This is a genomic window from Pseudomonas sp. TH37 (assembly GCF_016650735.1).
Lineage (GTDB): Bacteria > Pseudomonadota > Gammaproteobacteria > Pseudomonadales > Pseudomonadaceae > Aquipseudomonas > Aquipseudomonas farris.
Genome location: NZ_JAEKFD010000001.1, coordinates 388,152 through 406,864, shown reverse-complemented (window position 1 = coordinate 406,864; position 18,713 = coordinate 388,152). Strand labels below are relative to the sequence as shown.

Here is an 18,713-nt window from a genome sequence, read left to right as displayed (position 1 = left end):
CTATGTCGTCCAAACATGATGAGTCCAACACCGACCTGATCCGGGCCAAGGATGTCAGTGGTTTCGACATCTGGTCGCTGCCCAGCTTCGACCCGTTTGTGCCGGAACCCGAGCCGGAGCCGGAGCCCGAACCGCCGGAAATGGAAGAAGTGCCGCTGGAAGAAGTCCAGCCACTGACCCTCGAAGAGCTCGAAAGCATTCGTCAGGAGGCCTACAACGAAGGCTTCGCTGTTGGCGAGAAAGAAGGTTTTCACAGCACCACGCTCAAGGTCCGTCAGGAAGCTGAAGTGGCCCTGACGGCCAAGATCGCTGGTCTGGAACAGCTGATGGCCAACCTGTTCGAGCCCATTGCCGAGCAGGACACCCAGATCGAAAAGTCGCTGGTCGACCTTGTGCAACACATCACCAAGCAAGTGATTCAGCGCGAACTCGCCATCGACTCGACGCAGATCGAACACGTCATGCGCGAAGCGCTCAAGCTCTTGCCGCTGGGCGTGGGCAACGTGCGGCTGTACATCAACCCGCAAGATTTCGAACAGGTCAAAGCCCTGCGCGAGCGCCATGAAGAAACCTGGCGCATCGTCGAGGACGAGTCCTTGTTGCCGGGCGGTTGCCGGGTCGAAACGGAGCACAGCCGCATCGACGCCACCATCGAAACCCGTGTTACCCAAGTCATGGCCAAGCTGCTCGATCAATTGCACGATCAGGCGCTGCACCCGGCCGCGCCAGACCTGAGCCTGGAGCTGCCGAACGACCAAAAGCCTGCGGTTGCCCCGGTCGAGCCGGAACTGGACGACCCCGATGCGCCTTGATCGCACCAGCTTCGCCAAGCGCCTCGGTAGCTACGCCGAGGCCACTGCGCTTGCCGGCGCGCCAATCCTCGAAGGTCGCCTGCTGCGCATGGTCGGCCTGACCCTTGAAGCCGAAGGCTTGCGCGCCGCCATGGGCAGTCGCTGCATGGTCATCAATGACGACAGCTATCACCCGGTGCAGGTCGAAGCCGAGGTCATGGGCTTCTCTGGCAGCAAAGTTTTTCTGATGCCGGTCGGCAGCGTCGCCGGCATCGCCCCCGGTGCCCGTGTGGTTCCCTTGGCCGATACCGGTCGTCTGCCGATGGGCATGAGCATGCTCGGGCGGGTGCTCGATGGCGCCGGTCGCGCGCTGGATGGCAAGGGCGGGATGAAGGCTGAAGATTGGGTGCCGATGGACGGCCCGACCATCAACCCACTCAAGCGTGACCCGATCAGCCAACCGCTGGACGTGGGCATTCGCTGCATCAACGGTTTGTTGACGGTTGGTCGCGGTCAGCGGCTCGGGCTGTTCGCCGGTACTGGTGTGGGCAAGAGTGTGCTGCTGGGCATGATGACCCGCTTCACCGAGGCCGACATTATCGTCGTCGGGCTGATCGGTGAGCGGGGTCGAGAAGTTAAAGAATTCATCGAGCACATCCTCGGTGAAGAAGGGCTCAAGCGTTCGGTGGTGGTGGCGTCGCCAGCGGACGATGCGCCACTGATGCGTCTGCGCGCGGCCATGTACTGCACGCGAATCGCCGAGTATTTTCGCGACAAGGGCAAGAACGTCCTGTTGCTCATGGATTCCCTGACCCGTTTCGCCCAGGCCCAGCGGGAAATCGCCCTGGCTATCGGCGAGCCGCCAGCGACCAAGGGCTATCCGCCGTCGGTGTTCGCCAAGCTGCCGAAACTGGTGGAACGGGCCGGTAACGCCGAAAAGGGTGGCGGTTCGATCACTGCGTTTTATACCGTATTGTCCGAAGGCGACGATCAGCAAGACCCGATCGCCGACGCGGCGCGAGGCGTGCTCGACGGGCATATCGTGCTGTCCCGGCGTCTGGCCGAGGAAGGGCATTACCCGGCCATCGATATCGAAGCGTCCATCAGTCGGGTCATGCCGTCGGTGGTCGGCATCAAGCACCTGAACCACGCGCAGATGTTCAAGCAATACTGGTCGCGCTATCAGCAGAGTCGCGACCTGATCAGCGTCGGCGCCTATGTGCCCGGCGGTGACCGGGAAACTGACGTCGCGATCAATCTGCAACCGGCCATGACCATGTACCTGCGCCAGGGCTTGAACGACAACATCGGCATGGGCGCCAGCGAAAACCATCTCGCCTCGATCTTCGCCCCAGCGCCGGGCGGTTAATCGATCATGGCCCCGAGCCGCGCAGCACGCCTTGCACCCGTGGTGGAAATGGCCGAAAAGGCCGAAAAAACCGCGGTCATGCGCCTGGGGCACTTCCAGGGCCAGGTCCGTCTGGCGGAAAGCAAACTTGCCGACCTGGAAAACTTCCGTCTGGAATACCAGGAGCAATGGATCGTGCGCGGCAGCAGCGGCGTGTCGGGCCAATGGTTGCTAGGTTATCAGGGCTTTCTCGCGCAACTGGGCACGGCCATCGATCAGCAGCGCCAGAGCCTGAACTGGCACCAAAACAATCTGAACAAGTCCCGGGAAGCCTGGCAGCAGGCGTTTGCCCGGGTCGAAGGCTTGCGCAAACTGGTTCAGCGCTACATGGATGAAGCGCGGCAACTGGAAGACAAGCGCGAGCAGAAGTTGCTGGATGAACTGTCCCAGCGGCTGCCGCGTCACGATCCGTATTGAGTGCCGGTTTTAAAAGATCGCAGCCTTCGGCAGCTCCGACAGAATCGGGTTTGCATTCGGTCAATGTAGGAGCTGCCGAAGGCTGCGATCTTTTGACCTTGCTCCAGCCCCTATCAAGTGCTAAACCTTGTACACGTACGTTCGCCAATGACAAGGAAGCCGTGAAATGTCAGTCGTTACAGAAGTATCTCAGGATGGGAAAAAGCTGACGATTTCGATCGAGGGACGATTCGATTTCGGTCGGCATCAGGAATTTCGCGAGTCCTATGAGCGACTCAACAGTAAGCCCGAGTCCATTGTGGTGGACTTGAAGAAAGCCACTTATCTCGATAGCTCTGCGCTGGGTATGCTGCTCTTGCTGCGTGATCACGCCGGTGGCGACAATTCCGATATTCGCGTCGTCAACAGCAGCTCCGATGTGAAGAAAATCCTCGCCATTTCCAACTTCGACAAGTTGTTCGACATCAGTTGATCATGCAGCAGCTCGAACCGCTGACGATACTGATCGCTGAAGACAGCGCGGCAGATCGCTTGCTGCTGTCGACTATCGTCCGGCGCCAGGGCCATGAAGTGCTGACGGCCACCAACGGCGCCGAGGCGGTCGAAGTGTTCCGCTCGCAACGACCGCACCTGGTGCTGATGGACGCCATGATGCCGGTGATGGACGGTTTCGAGGCTGCGCAGCAGATCAAGGCGCTGGCCGGCGAAACGTTGGTGCCGATCATCTTTTTGACATCGCTGACCGAAAGTGAAGCCCTGGCCCGTTGTCTGGAGGCCGGGGGCGACGATTTTCTGGCAAAGCCATACAACCAGGTGATCCTCGCCGCCAAGGTCAAGGCGATGGACCGCTTGCGACGTTTGCAAGCCACGGTGCTGGAGCAACGCGACCTGATCGCCAGGCACCACGATTACCTGCTCAACGAACAACGGGTGGCCAAAGCCGTGTTCGACAAGGTCGCCCACTCCGGTTGCCTGAATGCACCGAACATCCGTTACCTGCAATCGCCCTATGCGCTGTTCAACGGCGATCTGTTGCTGGCCGCGTTCACCCCGGCCGGCGACATGCATGTGTTACTCGGCGATTTCACCGGTCATGGTTTGCCGGCCGCTGTGGGTGCCATGCCCCTGGCCGAAGTCTTCTACGGCATGACGTCCAAGGGTTACGGCCTGTCCGAAACCCTGCGCGAGATGAACGCCAAACTCAAACGTATTCTGCCGGTGGACATGTTCTGCTGTGCGACCCTGCTGTGTCTGAGCTTTCAGCGAGGATCGGTGGAGGTCTGGAACGGCGGGATGCCGGACGGTTACTTGCACAGCACCGCCAGCGGTGAACGCATCGCTCTGACGGCGCGGCATTTGCCGCTGGGCGTGCTGAGCCCGCAAACCTTCGATGACCGCACCGAGGTGTTCCCGATGGCCGTCGGGGATCGGGTCTTTCTGTTGTCCGACGGGGTGATCGATACCTGCGATGCCAATGAACAATTGTTTGGCGTAGAGCGATTGGAGCAGGTGTTTGCAGCCAATCGTCAGCCTGATGCGCTGTTCGAAGAGATCGAACAGGCCCTGCGGGACTTTCGCGGCGAGGCCCGCGATGACGTGAGCATGGTCGAGGTCAGTCTGCTGGAGGCTGCGCAACTGAGTCCGCCTGCGCCGGTGTACTCCGACAGCGGCCAATCCAGCCCGCTGGACTGGTCGGTGAGTTTCGAGTTCCGCGCCGCCACGCTCAAACGCTTCAATCCGCTGCCGTACTTGTTGCAATTGCTGCTTGAGGTGCATGGCCTGCGGACTCAGAGTGGCGCACTCTACAGTGTACTGGCAGAGCTTTATTCCAATGCCCTGGAGCATGGCGTGCTAGGCCTGGATTCGAGTCTGAAACGCGATGCTTCGGGTTTTGCGCGTTATTATCAGCAGCGCAATGCACGCCTGGACGAATTGCGGGACGGTTATGTGCGGGTGCATTTGCAGGTGGCGCCAAAAGGCGCGGGCGGTTGCCTGATGGTCCGGGTCGAAGACAGTGGCAAGGGCTTCGATGTGGCGCGGGTGATGGAGCGTCCCGTCGATGATGTCCGCCTGTCGGGGCGTGGCGTCAGTTTGATCCGCCAGTTGAGCCATCATGCTCGCTGGACCGATAATGGTCGCAGTGCTCACGTGGAGTTCTTCTGGGAGGCTCTGGCTTAATCCCAGGCAATCTTGATCAAGGAGCGAACAAGTGGCTGACACACATCTGGACCGCGATGTGCTGAGCGCGTTGCAGGAAGTAATGGAAGACGGGTATCCAGAATTGCTTGATACCTTTCTCGCCGATTCCGAAGAGCGCTTGAGCCTGTTGCGAAAAGCTGACGATGCCGATCAGTTAGGTGCCACTGCGCACAGCTTCAAAGGCAGCAGCAGCAATATGGGCGCCACCCGGCTGGCAGAGCTGTGCCATGAGCTGGAGCAGCGAGCCAAGCAGAAAAGTCTCGAAGGCATTGAGGCGCTGGTCGGAGAAATTGACGGTGAATTCGCCATTGTCCGGCCACTCTACGAAGCGGAACGTCAGCGTTCCCTTGCTGAGTAGGGCAGCCGTCCAGCGTTTTTAGCGGCCAGCGAGCAAAGCTGGCTCGACCCTTGCAATCAACTTGCTCAACTGTACCTACGATCCCAGTGCAGCGGAGACCGTTTTATGCCCGTTACCCCCAGTATTTTTCTTCAGGCCGCCGCTACGGCCAAGACTCAAGCCGCATCCGCCAATACGCCGGCGCTGACGGCTGAGCCCGGGGACAAGGCGTCCAGCTTCGCTGAGGTCTACGCCAATCAAGCCCAGAACAAGCCTGTTGTGGTCACTGATAAATCGGCCAAGCCGGAGAGTGATAATGCGCCGCAAGGCACCGGCAAACCGGACGTCAGCAGCGATAACGCTGCCGCCCCGGAACCTGCGGTTGCCGATAGCGGCAATTCCTTGCCCGCCGATAAACCGGCGCCGACAGACGACGCGACGGCCAACGATAACAAGCCGGAGACGACCGATACGCCGGTAGCCGATGCTCCACCGGTGGAGCCGAGCCTTGATCCGGCCCTCGATCCTGCCTTGATGCAGGCCGTTCAACCGTTGGTGGCCGTGCCGGTAGCGCAAGCACCTGCGCCGGTTGTGACGAGCGTTGCGCCGCAGGTTGAAGCACCGGTTGCCGCTGCCATCGTTGCCGCACCCGCACAAGCCGGCACCGCCACCGTCGACAGCGATTTCGATCCTGAAGCCGATCCACTCGATGCGCTGCCAGCGGTGCGTCTGGCCATGGAGCAAGGTGGTCATGTTTCCGCTTCTAGCCAGGCCCAACCAAAGGCGTCCCCGGCCCAGGCTCAGACTGACGGCGAACCGACCTCGGCGCAAAACTTTGCCGCGGGCATGGCGAGCATGCTCGATGTGCAGGCCGATCAGGACAGCACCAGCCAGGGCGGCGAGAAGGCCTTCAGTGGTCTGATCGATGACGGCCTCAAGGACCTCAAGTCCGCCAGCAGTGACACTCGTGTCGATGATTTCGCCAACCGTCTGGCGGCACTGACCCAGGCCGCAACGCCGAAGACTGCCAATGCATTGCCGGTGAACCAGCCGATCGCCATGCATCAGAGCGGTTGGACTGAAGAGGTGGTCAACCGGGTCATGTACCTGTCCAGCGCCAACCTCAAAGCGGCCGACATTCAGTTGCAACCGGCCGAGCTGGGACGCCTCGATATTCGGGTGAACATGGTCCCGGATCAGCAGACACAGGTGACCTTTATGAGCGCCCATCCAAGCGTTCGCGAAGCGCTCGACGGGCAAATGCATCGCCTGCGTGACATGTTCGCGCAGCAGGGCATGGGCCAGGTCGACGTGAACGTTTCCGATCAGTCTCGTGGCTGGCAGGGTCAGGAACAGGCTCAACAGGGGCAGGGGGGGCGTAGCAACGCCAGTGGCGGTCGCCTCGACTCTGTCGATGAAGAACTCCCTGCGACTGTCGCTGAAGTAGCCGCGAACACCACCAGCGTGATTGGCTCCAGCGCCGTCGACTACTACGCCTGATCAAACGCAATACCCTCTGTGTGGGAGCGAGCCTGCTCGCGATAGCGGTGGAACAATCAACGGAGATGTTGAATGTTACTGCCTCATCGCGAGCAGGCTCGCTCCCACGTTTGTTTTGTGGTGGCTGCTGATCCCCTGCCTCAACTCGCTCCCGACACTTCTGGCATAACACTTGCTCTTGCCTTGCCGTGCGACTGTGAAAACCCGAATAGTGACGGATTATTGGCATGGCTAAGAGCGACGCAGCACCAGTGAAAGACCCCGCAACCAAAGGCAAAATAAAGCTGATCATTGTGATCGTCGTGGCCATGCTGCTGGCGATCGGCTTGTCCGTGGGGGCGACCTGGTACTTCATGCACAGCGCCCAGAGCAAGCCTGCCGCTGCGGATGAAACCGCTGTGGTCGGCAAGCAGCCGGCGATCTTCGAGCCCATGGCACCGGCCTTCGTGGCCAACTACAACGTGAACGGCCGCCAGCGCTACATGCAGGTGAGCATCACCCTGCAGGGCCGCAATCAAGCCGATCTGGATGCGCTCAAAGTCCATATGCCGGTGATCCGCAATAACCTGGTCATGCTGTTCTCCGGTCAGGATTTCGCCACACTGGCGACGCCTGTCGGCCAGGAAATGCTGCGCCAGAAAGCCACGGCCAGCGTCCAGGAAGTGGCGCAGAAAGAGCTTGGTAAAGTGGTGATCGAACAGTTGCTTTTCACTAATTTCGTACTGCAGTAGGAACACGACATGGCCGTGCAGGACCTGCTGTCCCAGGATGAGATCGATGCGCTGTTGCATGGCGTCGACGATGGTCTGGTACAGACCGATAACGCTGCCGAACCCGGCAGCGTCAAAAGCTACGACCTTACCAGCCAGGATCGCATCGTCCGCGGACGCATGCCGACCCTGGAAATGATCAACGAGCGTTTCGCCCGCTACACCCGCATCAGCATGTTCAACATGCTGCGCCGCTCGGCGGACGTTGCCGTCGGTGGCGTGCAGGTGATGAAGTTCGGCGAGTACGTGCACTCGCTGTACGTGCCGACCAGTCTCAATCTGGTCAAGATCAAACCGCTACGCGGTACTGCGCTGTTCATCCTCGACGCCAAACTGGTGTTCAAACTGGTGGACAACTTCTTCGGCGGCGATGGCCGTCACGCGAAGATCGAAGGGCGTGAATTCACCCCCACCGAGCTGCGTGTGGTACGCATGGTGCTGGAACAGGCCTTCGTCGATTTGAAGGAAGCCTGGCAGGCGATCATGGAAGTGAACTTCGAGTACATCAACTCGGAAGTGAACCCGGCCATGGCCAACATTGTCGGCCCGAGCGAAGCCGTTGTGGTGTCGACGTTCCACATCGAGCTCGATGGCGGTGGCGGCGATCTGCACGTGACCATGCCGTACTCGATGATCGAGCCGGTGCGCGAAATGCTCGACGCCGGCTTCCAGTCGGACCTCGACGATCAGGACGAGCGCTGGATCAACGCCTTGCGCCAGGACGTGCTGGACGTTGATGTACCGATCGGTGCCACCGTGGCCCGCCGTCAGCTGCGCCTTCGCGACATCCTGCACATGCAGCCCGGGGACATTATTCCGGTCGAGATGCCGGAAGAAATGATCATGCGCGCCAACGGCGTACCGGCCTTCAAGGTCAAGATGGGCTCGCACAAAGGCAACCTCGCGTTGCAGGTGATCGAGCCGATCGAGCGCCGCTGACCGGCGCTCCACCCCCCCCCTTTTAATTGACTGCTCTTGATTGAGCAGGTGCCCGCCGAGGACAAATGATGAACGACGATATGAACGCCCAGGACGACCAGGCACTGGCTGATGAATGGGCTGCGGCCCTGGAAGAAACCGGTGACGCCGGGCAGGACGATATCGATGCCTTGCTGGCCGCCGATGCCAGCGGTTTGTCGTCCAACCGTCTGCCAATGGAAGAGTTCGGCAGCGTGCCGAAGAGCAACGATCCGGTGACGCTGGACGGTCCGAACCTGGACGTGATCCTCGATATTCCGGTGTCGATTTCCATGGAAGTCGGCAGCACCGATATCAACATCCGCAACCTGCTGCAACTCAACCAGGGTTCGGTGATCGAGCTCGATCGTCTGGCCGGTGAGCCGCTGGACGTGCTGGTCAACGGCACGCTCATCGCCCACGGTGAAGTGGTGGTGGTCAACGAAAAGTTCGGCATCCGCCTGACTGACGTGATCAGCCCAAGCGAACGCATCAAGAAGCTGCGCTGAGTGAAAAAGGTTCTGGGTTTTGTGCTGGGGTTGGCGCTGGCCTTGCCGTTAAGCGTGTTGGCGGCCGAGCCGGTAACGACGGCCGCGACAGCGGCCGCTGCGCCGGCCGTCAGCAGCGGTGTGGCCGGGCAATTGACGCAATTGGTGTTCGGCTTGCTGCTGGTGCTGGGGCTGATCTTCTTCCTCGCCTGGCTGCTGCGCCGGGTCCAGCAGGCCGGGCCGGCCGGCAAGGGGCAGGTGATCGAGCTGATCGGTTCCCGCGCGCTTGGCCCTCGTGATCGTTTGATGCTGGTGCAGGTCGGCAACGAACAAATCCTGCTCGGCCTGAGCCCCGGCACCATCACTGCGTTGCATGTGCTCAAGGAGCCTGTGCAAGTGCCGAGCGGGACTGAAAAAGCGACCCCGGAGTTCGCCCAGCGCCTGTTTGAGCTGTTGGGCAAGGATCAGAAGGATAAGAAGTAATGGCTGCGCTACGCATCGTCTTGACGCTGGCCCTGATGCTGGTCGCGCCGCTGGCGTTCGCCGCCGATCCGTTGTCGATCCCGGCGATCACCTTGGGCACTAACGCCGAAGGCGCTCAGGAATACTCGGTCAGCCTGCAAATCCTGCTGATCATGACCGCGCTGAGTTTCATCCCGGCGTTCGTCATGCTGATGACCAGTTTCACCCGGATCATCATCGTGTTCTCGATCCTGCGTCAGGCCCTGGGCTTGCAGCAGACACCGTCGAACCAGATCCTCACCGGCATGGCGCTGTTCCTCACCATGTTCATCATGGCGCCGGTGTTCGATCGCGTGAATCAGGATGCCTTGCAACCTTATCTGGCGGAGAAACTCACCGCTCAGGATGCCGTGACCAAGGCGCAGGTGCCGATCAAGGACTTCATGCTGGCCCAGACTCGCAGCAGCGATCTGGAGCTGTTCATGCGCCTGTCCAAGCGCACTGACATTGCTTCGCCTGATCAGGCGCCGCTGACGATTCTGGTTCCGGCGTTTGTCACCTCGGAGCTTAAAACCGCGTTCCAGATCGGCTTCATGATCTTCATCCCGTTCCTGATCATCGACCTGGTCGTGGCCAGCGTGCTGATGGCCATGGGTATGATGATGCTCTCGCCACTGATTATTTCCCTGCCGTTCAAGATCATGCTGTTCGTGCTGGTGGATGGCTGGGCGTTGATCATCGGCACGTTGGCCAGCAGCTTCGGCGGTGTTTCACCATGACGCCGGAAGTTGCCGTAGACATCTTTCGCGAAGCGTTGTGGTTGACCACCATGATGGTCGCCGTGCTGGTGATTCCGAGCTTGCTGGTGGGGCTGTTGGTGGCGATGTTCCAGGCGGCCACGCAGATCAACGAACAGACCCTGAGTTTCCTGCCGCGCCTGCTGGTGATGCTGGTGACGCTGATCGTTGGCGGCCCGTGGATGGTGCAGACCTTTATGGAATACATCCTGCAGTTGTACGGCAGTATTCCTCAGGTCATCGGCTAAACCATGTCGCTGCTTCAGCTGACCGATACCCAGATCAGTACCTGGGTGGCGACGTTCATGTTGCCGCTGTTTCGCATCGGTTCGTTGCTGATGGTCATGCCGATTTTCGGCACGAGCCTGGTGCCCCAGCGCGTGCGCCTGTACTTCGCCCTGGCGATCACCTTCGTGATCGCTCCTGGCCTGCCGCCGATGCCGCCGGTCAACGCACTCGACCTGAGCGCACTGCTGCTGATCGCCGAGCAAATCATCATTGGCGCGGTGTTGGGATTTTCCTTGCAGTTGTTCTTCCAGGCGTTCGTGGTCGCCGGGCAAATTGTCGCGATCCAGATGGGTATGGGTTTCGCTTCGATGGTCGACCCTACGAACGGTGTGTCGGTGGCGGTGATCGGGCAGTTTTTCACCATGCTGGTGACCCTGCTGTTCCTGTCGATGAATGGCCACCTGGTGGTGTTCGAAGTCCTCACCGAAAGCTTCACCACGCTGCCGGTCGGTGGCGGGTTGATGGTCAATCATTTCTGGGAGCTGGCCGGCAAGCTCGGCTGGGTACTCGGTGCGGCGCTGTTGCTGGTATTGCCGGCGATCACGGCGTTGCTGGTGGTCAACATTGCGTTTGGCGTGATGACCCGGGCGGCGCCGCAGCTGAACATCTTCTCGATCGGTTTTCCGCTGACCCTGGTGCTTGGGCTGTTCATAGTCTGGGTCGGTCTGGCGGACATTCTCAATCAGTATCAACCGCTGGCCTCCGAGGCTTTGCAGTTGTTACGCGAACTGGCACGGGCGCGCTGAGTCATGGCTGAGAGCGAAAGCGGTCAGGACAAAACAGAAGACCCCACGGAGAAACGTAAAAAGGACTCCCGTGAGAAGGGCGAGATTGCGCGCTCCAAGGAGCTCAATACCTTGGCGGTCATGCTCGCCGGCGCCGGTGCGTTGCTGATTTTCGGTGGTGCATTGGCGCAGGACATGATGGAGCTGATGCGGATGAACTTCACGCTGTCGCGGGAAGTGATTCTGGATCAGCGCAACATGGGCACCTTCTTGCTGCACTCGGGAGAGATTGCCCTGTTGGCGATTCAACCGGTGATGATCACTTTGCTGTTGGCTGCGTTGATCGGCCCGATCTCCCTCGGTGGCTGGCTGTTCGCGGCCGGCTCGATGGCGCCGAAGTTCAGTCGCATGAATCCCGGCGCGGGCCTGAAACGGATGTTCTCGGCCAAGGCGCTGGTGGAGTTGCTCAAGGCTCTGGCGAAGTTTTTCATTGTCTTGTTCGTGGCGTTGGCGGTTCTGTCCTCGGACATCGATGATCTGATGCGCATCGCTCACGAGCCGTTGGACATGGCGATCATTCACAGCCTGCAAGTGGTCGGCTGGAGTACCTTGTGGATGGCTTGCGGGCTGATCATCATCGCCGTGGTCGACGTGCCGGTGCAGCTCTGGGAAAGCCACAAGAAGCTGCAGATGACCAAGCAGGAAGTGCGCGACGAGCACAAGGATCAGGAAGGGCGGCCGGAGGTCAAGCAGCGCATTCGCCAGTTGCAACGCGAGATGTCGCAGCGGCGGATGATGGCCGCGATCCCCGAGGCCGACGTGGTCATCACCAACCCGACCCACTACGCCGTGGCCCTCAAGTACGATCCAGACAAAGGCAATGCGCCGGTGCTGTTGGCCAAGGGTAGCGACTTCCTCGCCTTGAAGATCCGCGAAATCGCCGTGGCCAACAATGTGATGCTGCTCGAATCGCCGGCGCTGGCGCGTTCGATCTACTACTCCACCGAGCTGGAGCAGGAAATTCCCGGCGGGCTCTATCTGGCAGTCGCCCAGGTACTGGCCTACGTCTACCAGATCCGCCAGTACCGCGCCGGTAAGGGCAAGCGCCCGGATCCGCTCCAGGACGATCTGCCGATTCCACCGGATCTGCGCCGCGATTCTTGATAGATCAAAAGATCGCAGCCTTCGGCAGCTCCTACACAGGCATTGTGTACACCCTGTAGGAGCTGCCGAAGGCTGCGATCTTTTGATCTGCGGGCAATCTTCCGCCTATCCGAAAAAACCTCTACCTGTTAATTCTGACAGTAGACGCAGAGGGCATTCAGCTATTCCATGTTCCTTGGCAGGTTCCTCGGGCAAGTCGCCTTCTGGAAGTTGCCTGTCTCTTACATTAGCTAAGGAGAAGGTCATGGCGGTGGATTACAGGCAGCTTGAAGGGATGAGGTTTGAGTTCGTTTCCGGGGCGGTGGTGAAGGAGCCTGTGCATATGCTCACCTGCACGATTACTTTTATGGCGCTGTTGGATTTCACGCATTTCAAGCACATGAGCAATGTGCTTGTCCCGGGATATCTGGCTTCGCAGCAAAATGCGATCAGGCCAGTGTTGGAAGGGGTGGCTCATCATCGCAACTACAACAGATTCGGTAGTGCTGCTGGCAAAATCGACACAGTTGAAGCGTTGTCCAAGGTGTTCTCTTCTCCCGATAACTATTTCAATATATGGGCTGGCATTGGCGATGGCATTGGCCTGCAGATGCGCTATCACACACCACAATTCGACATGGTCGGTGGTCACTTACAAGTCACGGGTGGGCAGGACTTTCGATGGGAGGACGAGCGGGAGATCAAGCCGCAGGATGTGCCGGACATTCACTTTACCTGGACGCTCAATGTGCTAAAGGCACACCCCGACGATCCTTTTCATCAGCCTGAGGAAATCGTGAGATTTGGCTATTCTGAGCAAGCATTTGTCGAGGTGGGTGGTAGGCTGATCCGTAAGGGTACGCACTACATGGTGGGCCGCGAGTTGCGTCTTGGTGCCATTAATCCAAAGCAAATTTTGACTGCGGGCTAAATCCGCTAGTGCGCCGGTTTTTCTGAGTTTTTATTCCCCTGTGATAATGGTGATAGCCGTCCTGCGTCTGTTTCGCGGTCGGCTCCATGGCGCTCAGGTCCTAGCAATACAAATCCCCGAAACAGACCTCTATTTCAAGCCCCGGCAAAAGTTGGAAGGCTTCTTGCAATAGCCGCCCTGCGCCTGCTTCAGGCGTCAAAAGTTTGCTTTAAAGGAACGGGGAAAACCGGTGGATCGCTCTCAGTTAATCAACACTGCACGCACAAACGTTGCCGACCTCAGTCGGGGCAATCTGGGTGTGCCGCTGTTGTTGCTGGTCATGCTGGCCATGATGATGTTGCCGGTGCCGCCGTTCCTGCTGGACGTGTTTTTCACGTTCAACATTGCCTTGTCCATCGTCGTGTTGCTGGTCTGCGTGTACGCCTTGCGACCGCTGGATTTTGCGGTGTTCCCGACCATTCTGCTGGTGGCGACGTTGCTGCGACTGGCGCTGAACGTGGCCTCGACGCGGGTGGTGATGCTTCACGGTCAGGATGGCCATGCCGCCGCCGGTAAGGTGATCCAGGCCTTCGGTGAAGTGGTGATCGGCGGTAACTACGTGGTGGGTATAGTGGTCTTCGCGATTTTGATGATCATCAACTTCGTCGTGGTAACCAAGGGCGCAGGGCGGATTTCCGAGGTGAGCGCGCGTTTCACCCTCGATGCGATGCCCGGCAAACAGATGGCGATCGACGCCGACTTGAACGCCGGCCTGATCGATCAGAACCAGGCGAAACTGCGCCGGATGGAAGTGGCCCAGGAAGCCGAGTTCTACGGCTCGATGGACGGTGCCAGCAAGTTCGTGCGCGGTGACGCCATCGCCGGCCTGCTGATTCTGTTCATTAACCTGATCGGCGGCATGGCGGTCGGTATCTTCCAGCACGGCATGACCTTTGGCGATGCCGGTCGGGTGTACGCCTTGTTGACCATCGGTGACGGTTTGGTGGCGCAATTGCCATCGCTGCTGTTGTCGACCGCCGCTGCGATCATGGTGACCCGTGCTTCCGGCTCGGAAGACATGGGCAAGCAGATCAATCGTCAGATGTTCGCCTCGCCGAAAGCCTTGGCGGTGGCCGCTGGCTTGATGGCGGTGATGGGCCTGGTGCCGGGCATGCCGCATTTTTCCTTTCTGAGCATGGCAGCCCTGGCGGCTGGCGGCGCTTACCTGTTCTGGAAGAAGCAGAACACGGTCAAGGTTCAGGCCCTGCAAGAGGTCAAGCGCCAGCAGGAACTGCTGCCATCGCCGGCCCGCGCCCAGGAAACCAAGGAGCTTGGCTGGGATGACGTGACGCCGATCGACATGATCGGCCTGGAAGTCGGTTACCGCCTGATTCCGCTGGTGGATCGCAACCAGGGTGGTCAGTTGCTGGCGCGGATCAAGGGTGTGCGTAAAAAGCTCTCCCAGGACCTGGGCTTCCTGATGCCGACTGTGCACATCCGTGACAACCTCGACCTGGCGCCTAGCGCCTACCGTCTGACCCTGATGGGCGTGATCCTGGCCGAGGCCGAGATTTACCCGGACCGCGAGCTGGCGATCAACCCGGGGCAGGTCTACGGCACGCTCAACGGCATTACCGCCAAAGATCCGGCTTTTGGTCTGGAGGCGGTCTGGATCGAAATCAGCCAGCGTGCCCAGGCGCAATCCCTCGGCTACACCGTGGTCGATGCCAGTACGGTAGTGGCAACCCACTTGAACCAGATTTTGTACAAGCACTCCAGCGAGCTGATTGGCCACGAAGAAGTCCAGCAACTCATGCAATTGCTGGCCAAAAGCTCACCGAAACTGGCCGAGGAGCTGGTGCCGGGGGTAGTTTCGCTGTCGCAGCTGCTCAAAGTCTTGCAGGCATTGCTGTCCGAACAGGTGCCGGTACGGGACATTCGCAGCATCGCCGAAGCCATCGCGAACAATGCCGCCAAGAGTCAAGATACTGCCGCTTTGGTGGCCGCGGTGCGCGTCGGCGTATCCCGCGCAATCGTGCAAAGCATTGTAGGCACTGAGTCGGAGCTGCCTGTGATCACCTTGGAGCCAAGGTTGGAACAAATATTGCTCAATAGTCTTCAGAAGGCAGGACAAGGCTCGGAAGAGGGTGTTCTGCTGGAGCCAAGCATGGCAGAGAAACTGCAACGCTCGTTGATCGAAGCGGCGCAGCGTCAGGAAATGCAAGGTCAACCGGTGATTCTGCTGGTGGCCGGTCCGGTTCGCGCGATGCTCTCGCGATTCGGCCGACTGGCAGTCCCGGGTTTGCATGTGTTGGCTTACCAGGAAATCCCTGACAACAAGCAAGTGACCATCGTTGCGACAGTAGGGCCCAACGGCTGAGGTAGTGGTTTATGCAAGTTAAGCGTTTTTTCGCCGCCGATATGCGTCAGGCCATGAAACTGGTTCGTGATGAGCTGGGCGCCGATGCCGCCATCATTGGCAACCGCCGGATCGCTGGCGGTGTCGAGCTGACGGCTGCCCTGGATTACAAATTGTCGGCGCTGGCCCCGCGTGTTCCGAACATGGAACTCGAGGATGAGTTGCGCAAGACCCAGTCGCGGATCGTCACCGCCCAGGCCGAACTGAGCCTGCGTGGCGATGGCGAGAGCGACAAGACCACCAATCGCCAATTGTTCGCCGGCCTGCCGTTGACCGCCGCCGAGCCGTTGATCGAGCCAACACTGGCAGAGCCTCGGCGCTCGGCACCCGCTCCTGTCGCAGCGGCCGGCGTCGACCCGCGTGCGTTCGACTCGATGCGTTTCGAGCTCAACAGCCTGCGTGAACTGATGGAAGTGCAACTTGGCTCGCTGGCCTGGAATCAGTTGCAAGGCAGTCGTCCGGCCCAGGCCAACCTCTGGCGTCGCTTGCAACGCATCGGCCTGTCCGGCCCGTTGTCGCGCGATCTGCTGGCACTGATTACCGACATTGAAGAACCACGTCAGGCCTGGCGCATGTTGCTCGCGCACCTGGCGCGGATGATTGCCACTCCGGAAGTCGAGCCACTGGAAGAGGGCGGTGTGATTGCCATGGTCGGCCCGGCCGGCATGGGCAAGACCACCACACTGGCCAAGCTCGCAGCCCGTTACGTGCTCAAGTACGGCGCGCAGAATATCGCGCTGGTGAGCATGGACAGCTATCGCATCGGTGCTCAGGAACAGCTCAAGACCCTGGGCCGCATCCTCAATGTGTCAGTGACTCATGTCGACCCGGGCCAATCGCTGGTGCAGGCGCTGGAGCCTTTGCTGCGTAAACGCGTGGTGCTGATCGATACCGCAGGCCTGCAGGCCAGCGATCCGGCACTGCGCATGCAGCTCGAAAGCCTCGCCGGACGGGGCATCAAATCAAAAAATTATCTGGTCTTGGCAACCACCAGCCAGAAACAGGTTCTAACCGCCGCTTACCACAGTTACAAACGTTGCGGCCTTGCCGGCTGCATCCTGACTAAACTGGATGAAACGGCAAGCTTGGGTGAGGTGTTGAGCCTGGCCATCAGTCATGAATTGCCGGTGGCTTATCTGACTGATGGCCCGCGGATTCCGGATGATTTACATCTGCCGCGTCGTCATCAGTTGGTCAGCCGCGCCGTTAGCGTGCAAATGCAGGAAGAACCCAGCGAAGAAGCCATGGCTGATATGTTCGCTGATATTTACCACAGCCCGACCAAGCAGGTTGGCTGAGGTATTAATGAACATTTTTTGTACCTACATCGATGGTCTGCCATGCATTGTTCAGTCGCTGAACGCGCAGCCAGTAATGTGGCCTCCGTCTATGCAAGACAAGGTAAAGAAATAACATGGGCAGCATGCATCCCGTACAGGTGATCGCGGTGACCGGCGGCAAAGGTGGCGTCGGGAAGACTAACGTGTCAGTGAACTTGTCCCTGGCTCTAGCTGAGCTCGGCCGGCGCGTCATGCTGCTGGATGCCGATCTGGGGCTGGCGAACGTCGACGTCCTGCTGGGGCTGACACCCAAACGTACCCTGGCCGACGTGATCGAAGGCCGCTGTGAGCTGCGCGACGTGCTGTTGCAAGGGCCCGGCGGCATTCGCATCGTTCCGGCCGCATCCGGCACCCAGAGCATGGTTCATCTGAGCCCGGCCCAGCATGCCGGCCTGATCCAGGCCTTCAGCGACATCGGCGACAATCTCGACGTATTGGTGATCGACACCGCCGCGGGCATTGGTGACTCGGTGGTCAGTTTCGTCCGCGCAGCACAAGAGGTCTTGCTGGTGGTGTGCGACGAGCCGACTTCGATCACTGACGCCTACGCGCTGATCAAACTGCTTAACCGCGACTACGGCATGAATCGTTTCCGCGTCCTGGCCAACATGGCGCAGAGCCCGCAGGAAGGCCGCAACCTGTTCGCCAAATTGACCAAGGTCACGGATCGTTTCCTCGACGTCGCCTTGCAATACGTCGGTGCGGTGCCTTACGACGAAAGCGTGCGCAAGGCCGTGCAGAAGCAGCGTGCCGTCTACGAAGCCTTCCCGCGTTCCAAGTGCGCCCTGGCGTTCAAGGCCATTGCGCAGAAGGTCGATACCTGGCCACTGCCGGCCAACCCGCGCGGGCACCTGGAGTTTTTCGTCGAGCGCCTCGTGCAACAAACGGCAGGACCCGTCCTATGACAGCCAGTGGCTACAACCTCTACAAGAAGTCGGCACGTGACGCGCAGTACGAGCTGATCGAGCGTTACGCGCCACTGGTCAAACGCATTGCCTACCACTTGCTGGCGCGTTTGCCGGCCAGTGTCCAGGTCGAAGACCTGATCCAGGCCGGGATGATCGGCCTGCTTGAAGTATCAACCAAATACGACGCCAGCAAAGGCGCGAGTTTCGAGACGTACGCGGGCATTCGAATCCGCGGCGCGATGCTCGATGAAGTGCGCAAGGGGGACTGGGCGCCACGTTCGGTTCACCGCAATACCCGCATGGTCAGCGACGCGATTCGCTCGATTGAAGCTAAAACCGGCCGTGACGCTAAAGATCATGAGGTTGCGGCCGAACTCCAATTGAGTCTCGACGATTATTACGGGATTTTGAACGACACCCTCGGTAGCCGGTTATTCAGTTTCGACGATCTGTTGCAGGACGGCGAACACGAAGGGCTGCATGAGGATGGCGCCAGTGCTCATCTCGAGCCGTCACGCGATCTGGAAGATGAACGCTTCCAGGCGGCGCTGGCGGACGCGATTGCCAATTTGCCGGAGCGTGAGCGACTGGTGTTGGCGCTGTACTACGACGAAGAGTTGAATCTCAAGGAAATCGGTGAGGTCCTGGGGGTCAGCGAATCGCGGGTCAGCCAGTTACACAGCCAGTGCGCGGCCCGTTTGCGGGGGCGTTTGGGGGAGTGGCGAGCGCGCTGACAGGCAGTGTGGGGACACTGCGAACGAGGTTGGTACGGCATTTTGCTGCGTCAGCCACGGCCCGTTGTAATCCATACAACTGTTGAGTGTTACGCCGAATTGATTGAACGGCGCGTTCAG

Annotated in this window: 20 protein-coding genes; all 20 read left to right on the top strand. The window is 59.7% G+C overall.

Annotated elements, in window-relative coordinates:
* Positions 1-2: 2 nt before the first annotated feature.
* Entirely contained in the window at positions 3-812 is an 810-nt protein-coding gene (gene fliH / locus JFU11_RS01950) for a flagellar assembly protein FliH (protein ID WP_201059562.1), read from the top strand.
* Entirely contained in the window at positions 802-2,160 is a 1,359-nt protein-coding gene (fliI, locus tag JFU11_RS01945; protein WP_123720694.1) for a flagellar protein export ATPase FliI, read from the top strand. The genes fliH and fliI overlap by 11 nt, the downstream gene beginning before the upstream one ends.
* Positions 2,161-2,166: 6 nt before the next feature.
* Complete coding sequence (gene fliJ / locus JFU11_RS01940; RefSeq protein WP_201059559.1) at positions 2,167-2,616, top strand: flagellar export protein FliJ; 450 nt, start codon at positions 2,167-2,169, stop codon at positions 2,614-2,616.
* A 166-nt stretch (positions 2,617-2,782) separates the two neighbouring features.
* On the top strand, positions 2,783-3,088 hold the full coding sequence (locus JFU11_RS01935; RefSeq protein ID WP_052966709.1) for an STAS domain-containing protein: 306 nt from the start codon (positions 2,783-2,785) through the stop codon (positions 3,086-3,088).
* 2 nt (positions 3,089-3,090) lie between these two features.
* Positions 3,091-4,794, top strand: a complete 1,704-nt coding sequence (locus JFU11_RS01930; RefSeq protein WP_201059558.1) for a fused response regulator/phosphatase — start codon at positions 3,091-3,093, stop codon at positions 4,792-4,794.
* A 31-nt stretch (positions 4,795-4,825) separates the two neighbouring features.
* On the top strand, positions 4,826-5,173 hold the full coding sequence (locus JFU11_RS01925) for an Hpt domain-containing protein (RefSeq protein WP_123720697.1): 348 nt from the start codon (positions 4,826-4,828) through the stop codon (positions 5,171-5,173).
* A 105-nt stretch (positions 5,174-5,278) separates the two neighbouring features.
* Complete coding sequence (locus JFU11_RS01920) at positions 5,279-6,652, top strand: flagellar hook-length control protein FliK (RefSeq protein WP_201059556.1); 1,374 nt, start codon at positions 5,279-5,281, stop codon at positions 6,650-6,652.
* Positions 6,653-6,879: 227 nt separating this feature from the next.
* On the top strand, positions 6,880-7,383 hold the full coding sequence (gene fliL / locus JFU11_RS01915; RefSeq protein ID WP_123720699.1) for a flagellar basal body-associated protein FliL: 504 nt from the start codon (positions 6,880-6,882) through the stop codon (positions 7,381-7,383).
* Between the two features lie 9 nt (positions 7,384-7,392).
* Complete coding sequence (fliM, locus tag JFU11_RS01910) at positions 7,393-8,361, top strand: flagellar motor switch protein FliM (protein ID WP_008072629.1); 969 nt, start codon at positions 7,393-7,395, stop codon at positions 8,359-8,361.
* Between the two features lie 65 nt (positions 8,362-8,426).
* Positions 8,427-8,888: a flagellar motor switch protein FliN gene (fliN, locus tag JFU11_RS01905; protein WP_201059554.1), complete on the top strand. Its 462-nt coding sequence runs from the start codon at positions 8,427-8,429 to the stop codon at positions 8,886-8,888.
* The gene (gene fliO / locus JFU11_RS01900; protein WP_201059552.1) at positions 8,889-9,350 is read left to right on the top strand and encodes a flagellar biosynthetic protein FliO; all 462 of its coding nucleotides are present in this window, start codon (positions 8,889-8,891) and stop codon (positions 9,348-9,350) included.
* Positions 9,350-10,108, top strand: a complete 759-nt coding sequence (gene fliP, locus JFU11_RS01895; protein WP_123720700.1) for a flagellar type III secretion system pore protein FliP — start codon at positions 9,350-9,352, stop codon at positions 10,106-10,108. The genes fliO and fliP overlap by 1 nt, the downstream gene beginning before the upstream one ends.
* Positions 10,105-10,374, top strand: a complete 270-nt coding sequence (gene fliQ / locus JFU11_RS01890; RefSeq protein WP_007894208.1) for a flagellar biosynthesis protein FliQ — start codon at positions 10,105-10,107, stop codon at positions 10,372-10,374. The genes fliP and fliQ overlap by 4 nt, the downstream gene beginning before the upstream one ends.
* Before the next feature lie 3 nt (positions 10,375-10,377).
* Positions 10,378-11,160 (top strand): flagellar biosynthetic protein FliR, encoded by a 783-nt coding sequence (fliR, locus tag JFU11_RS01885; protein WP_123720701.1) that lies wholly within the window; start codon positions 10,378-10,380, stop codon positions 11,158-11,160.
* A 3-nt stretch (positions 11,161-11,163) separates the two neighbouring features.
* On the top strand, positions 11,164-12,303 hold the full coding sequence (gene flhB, locus JFU11_RS01880; RefSeq protein WP_123720702.1) for a flagellar biosynthesis protein FlhB: 1,140 nt from the start codon (positions 11,164-11,166) through the stop codon (positions 12,301-12,303).
* Positions 12,304-12,547: 244 nt separating this feature from the next.
* Positions 12,548-13,213, top strand: a complete 666-nt coding sequence (locus tag JFU11_RS01875; RefSeq protein WP_201059550.1) for a hypothetical protein — start codon at positions 12,548-12,550, stop codon at positions 13,211-13,213.
* A gap of 229 nt (positions 13,214-13,442) precedes the next feature.
* A complete protein-coding gene (flhA, locus tag JFU11_RS01870) occupies positions 13,443-15,572 on the top strand; it encodes a flagellar biosynthesis protein FlhA (RefSeq protein WP_123720704.1) in 2,130 nt (709 codons plus the stop codon).
* An 11-nt stretch (positions 15,573-15,583) separates the two neighbouring features.
* Positions 15,584-16,909, top strand: coding sequence for a flagellar biosynthesis protein FlhF (flhF, locus tag JFU11_RS01865; RefSeq protein WP_201059549.1), 1,326 nt, complete (start codon positions 15,584-15,586; stop codon positions 16,907-16,909).
* A 116-nt stretch (positions 16,910-17,025) separates the two neighbouring features.
* Complete coding sequence (fleN, locus tag JFU11_RS01860; RefSeq protein WP_003222917.1) at positions 17,026-17,856, top strand: flagellar synthesis regulator FleN; 831 nt, start codon at positions 17,026-17,028, stop codon at positions 17,854-17,856.
* Positions 17,853-18,593, top strand: a complete 741-nt coding sequence (gene fliA, locus JFU11_RS01855) for an RNA polymerase sigma factor FliA (RefSeq protein WP_007894214.1) — start codon at positions 17,853-17,855, stop codon at positions 18,591-18,593. Before fleN ends, fliA begins: the two co-directional genes overlap by 4 nt.
* Positions 18,594-18,713 lie beyond the last annotated feature (120 nt).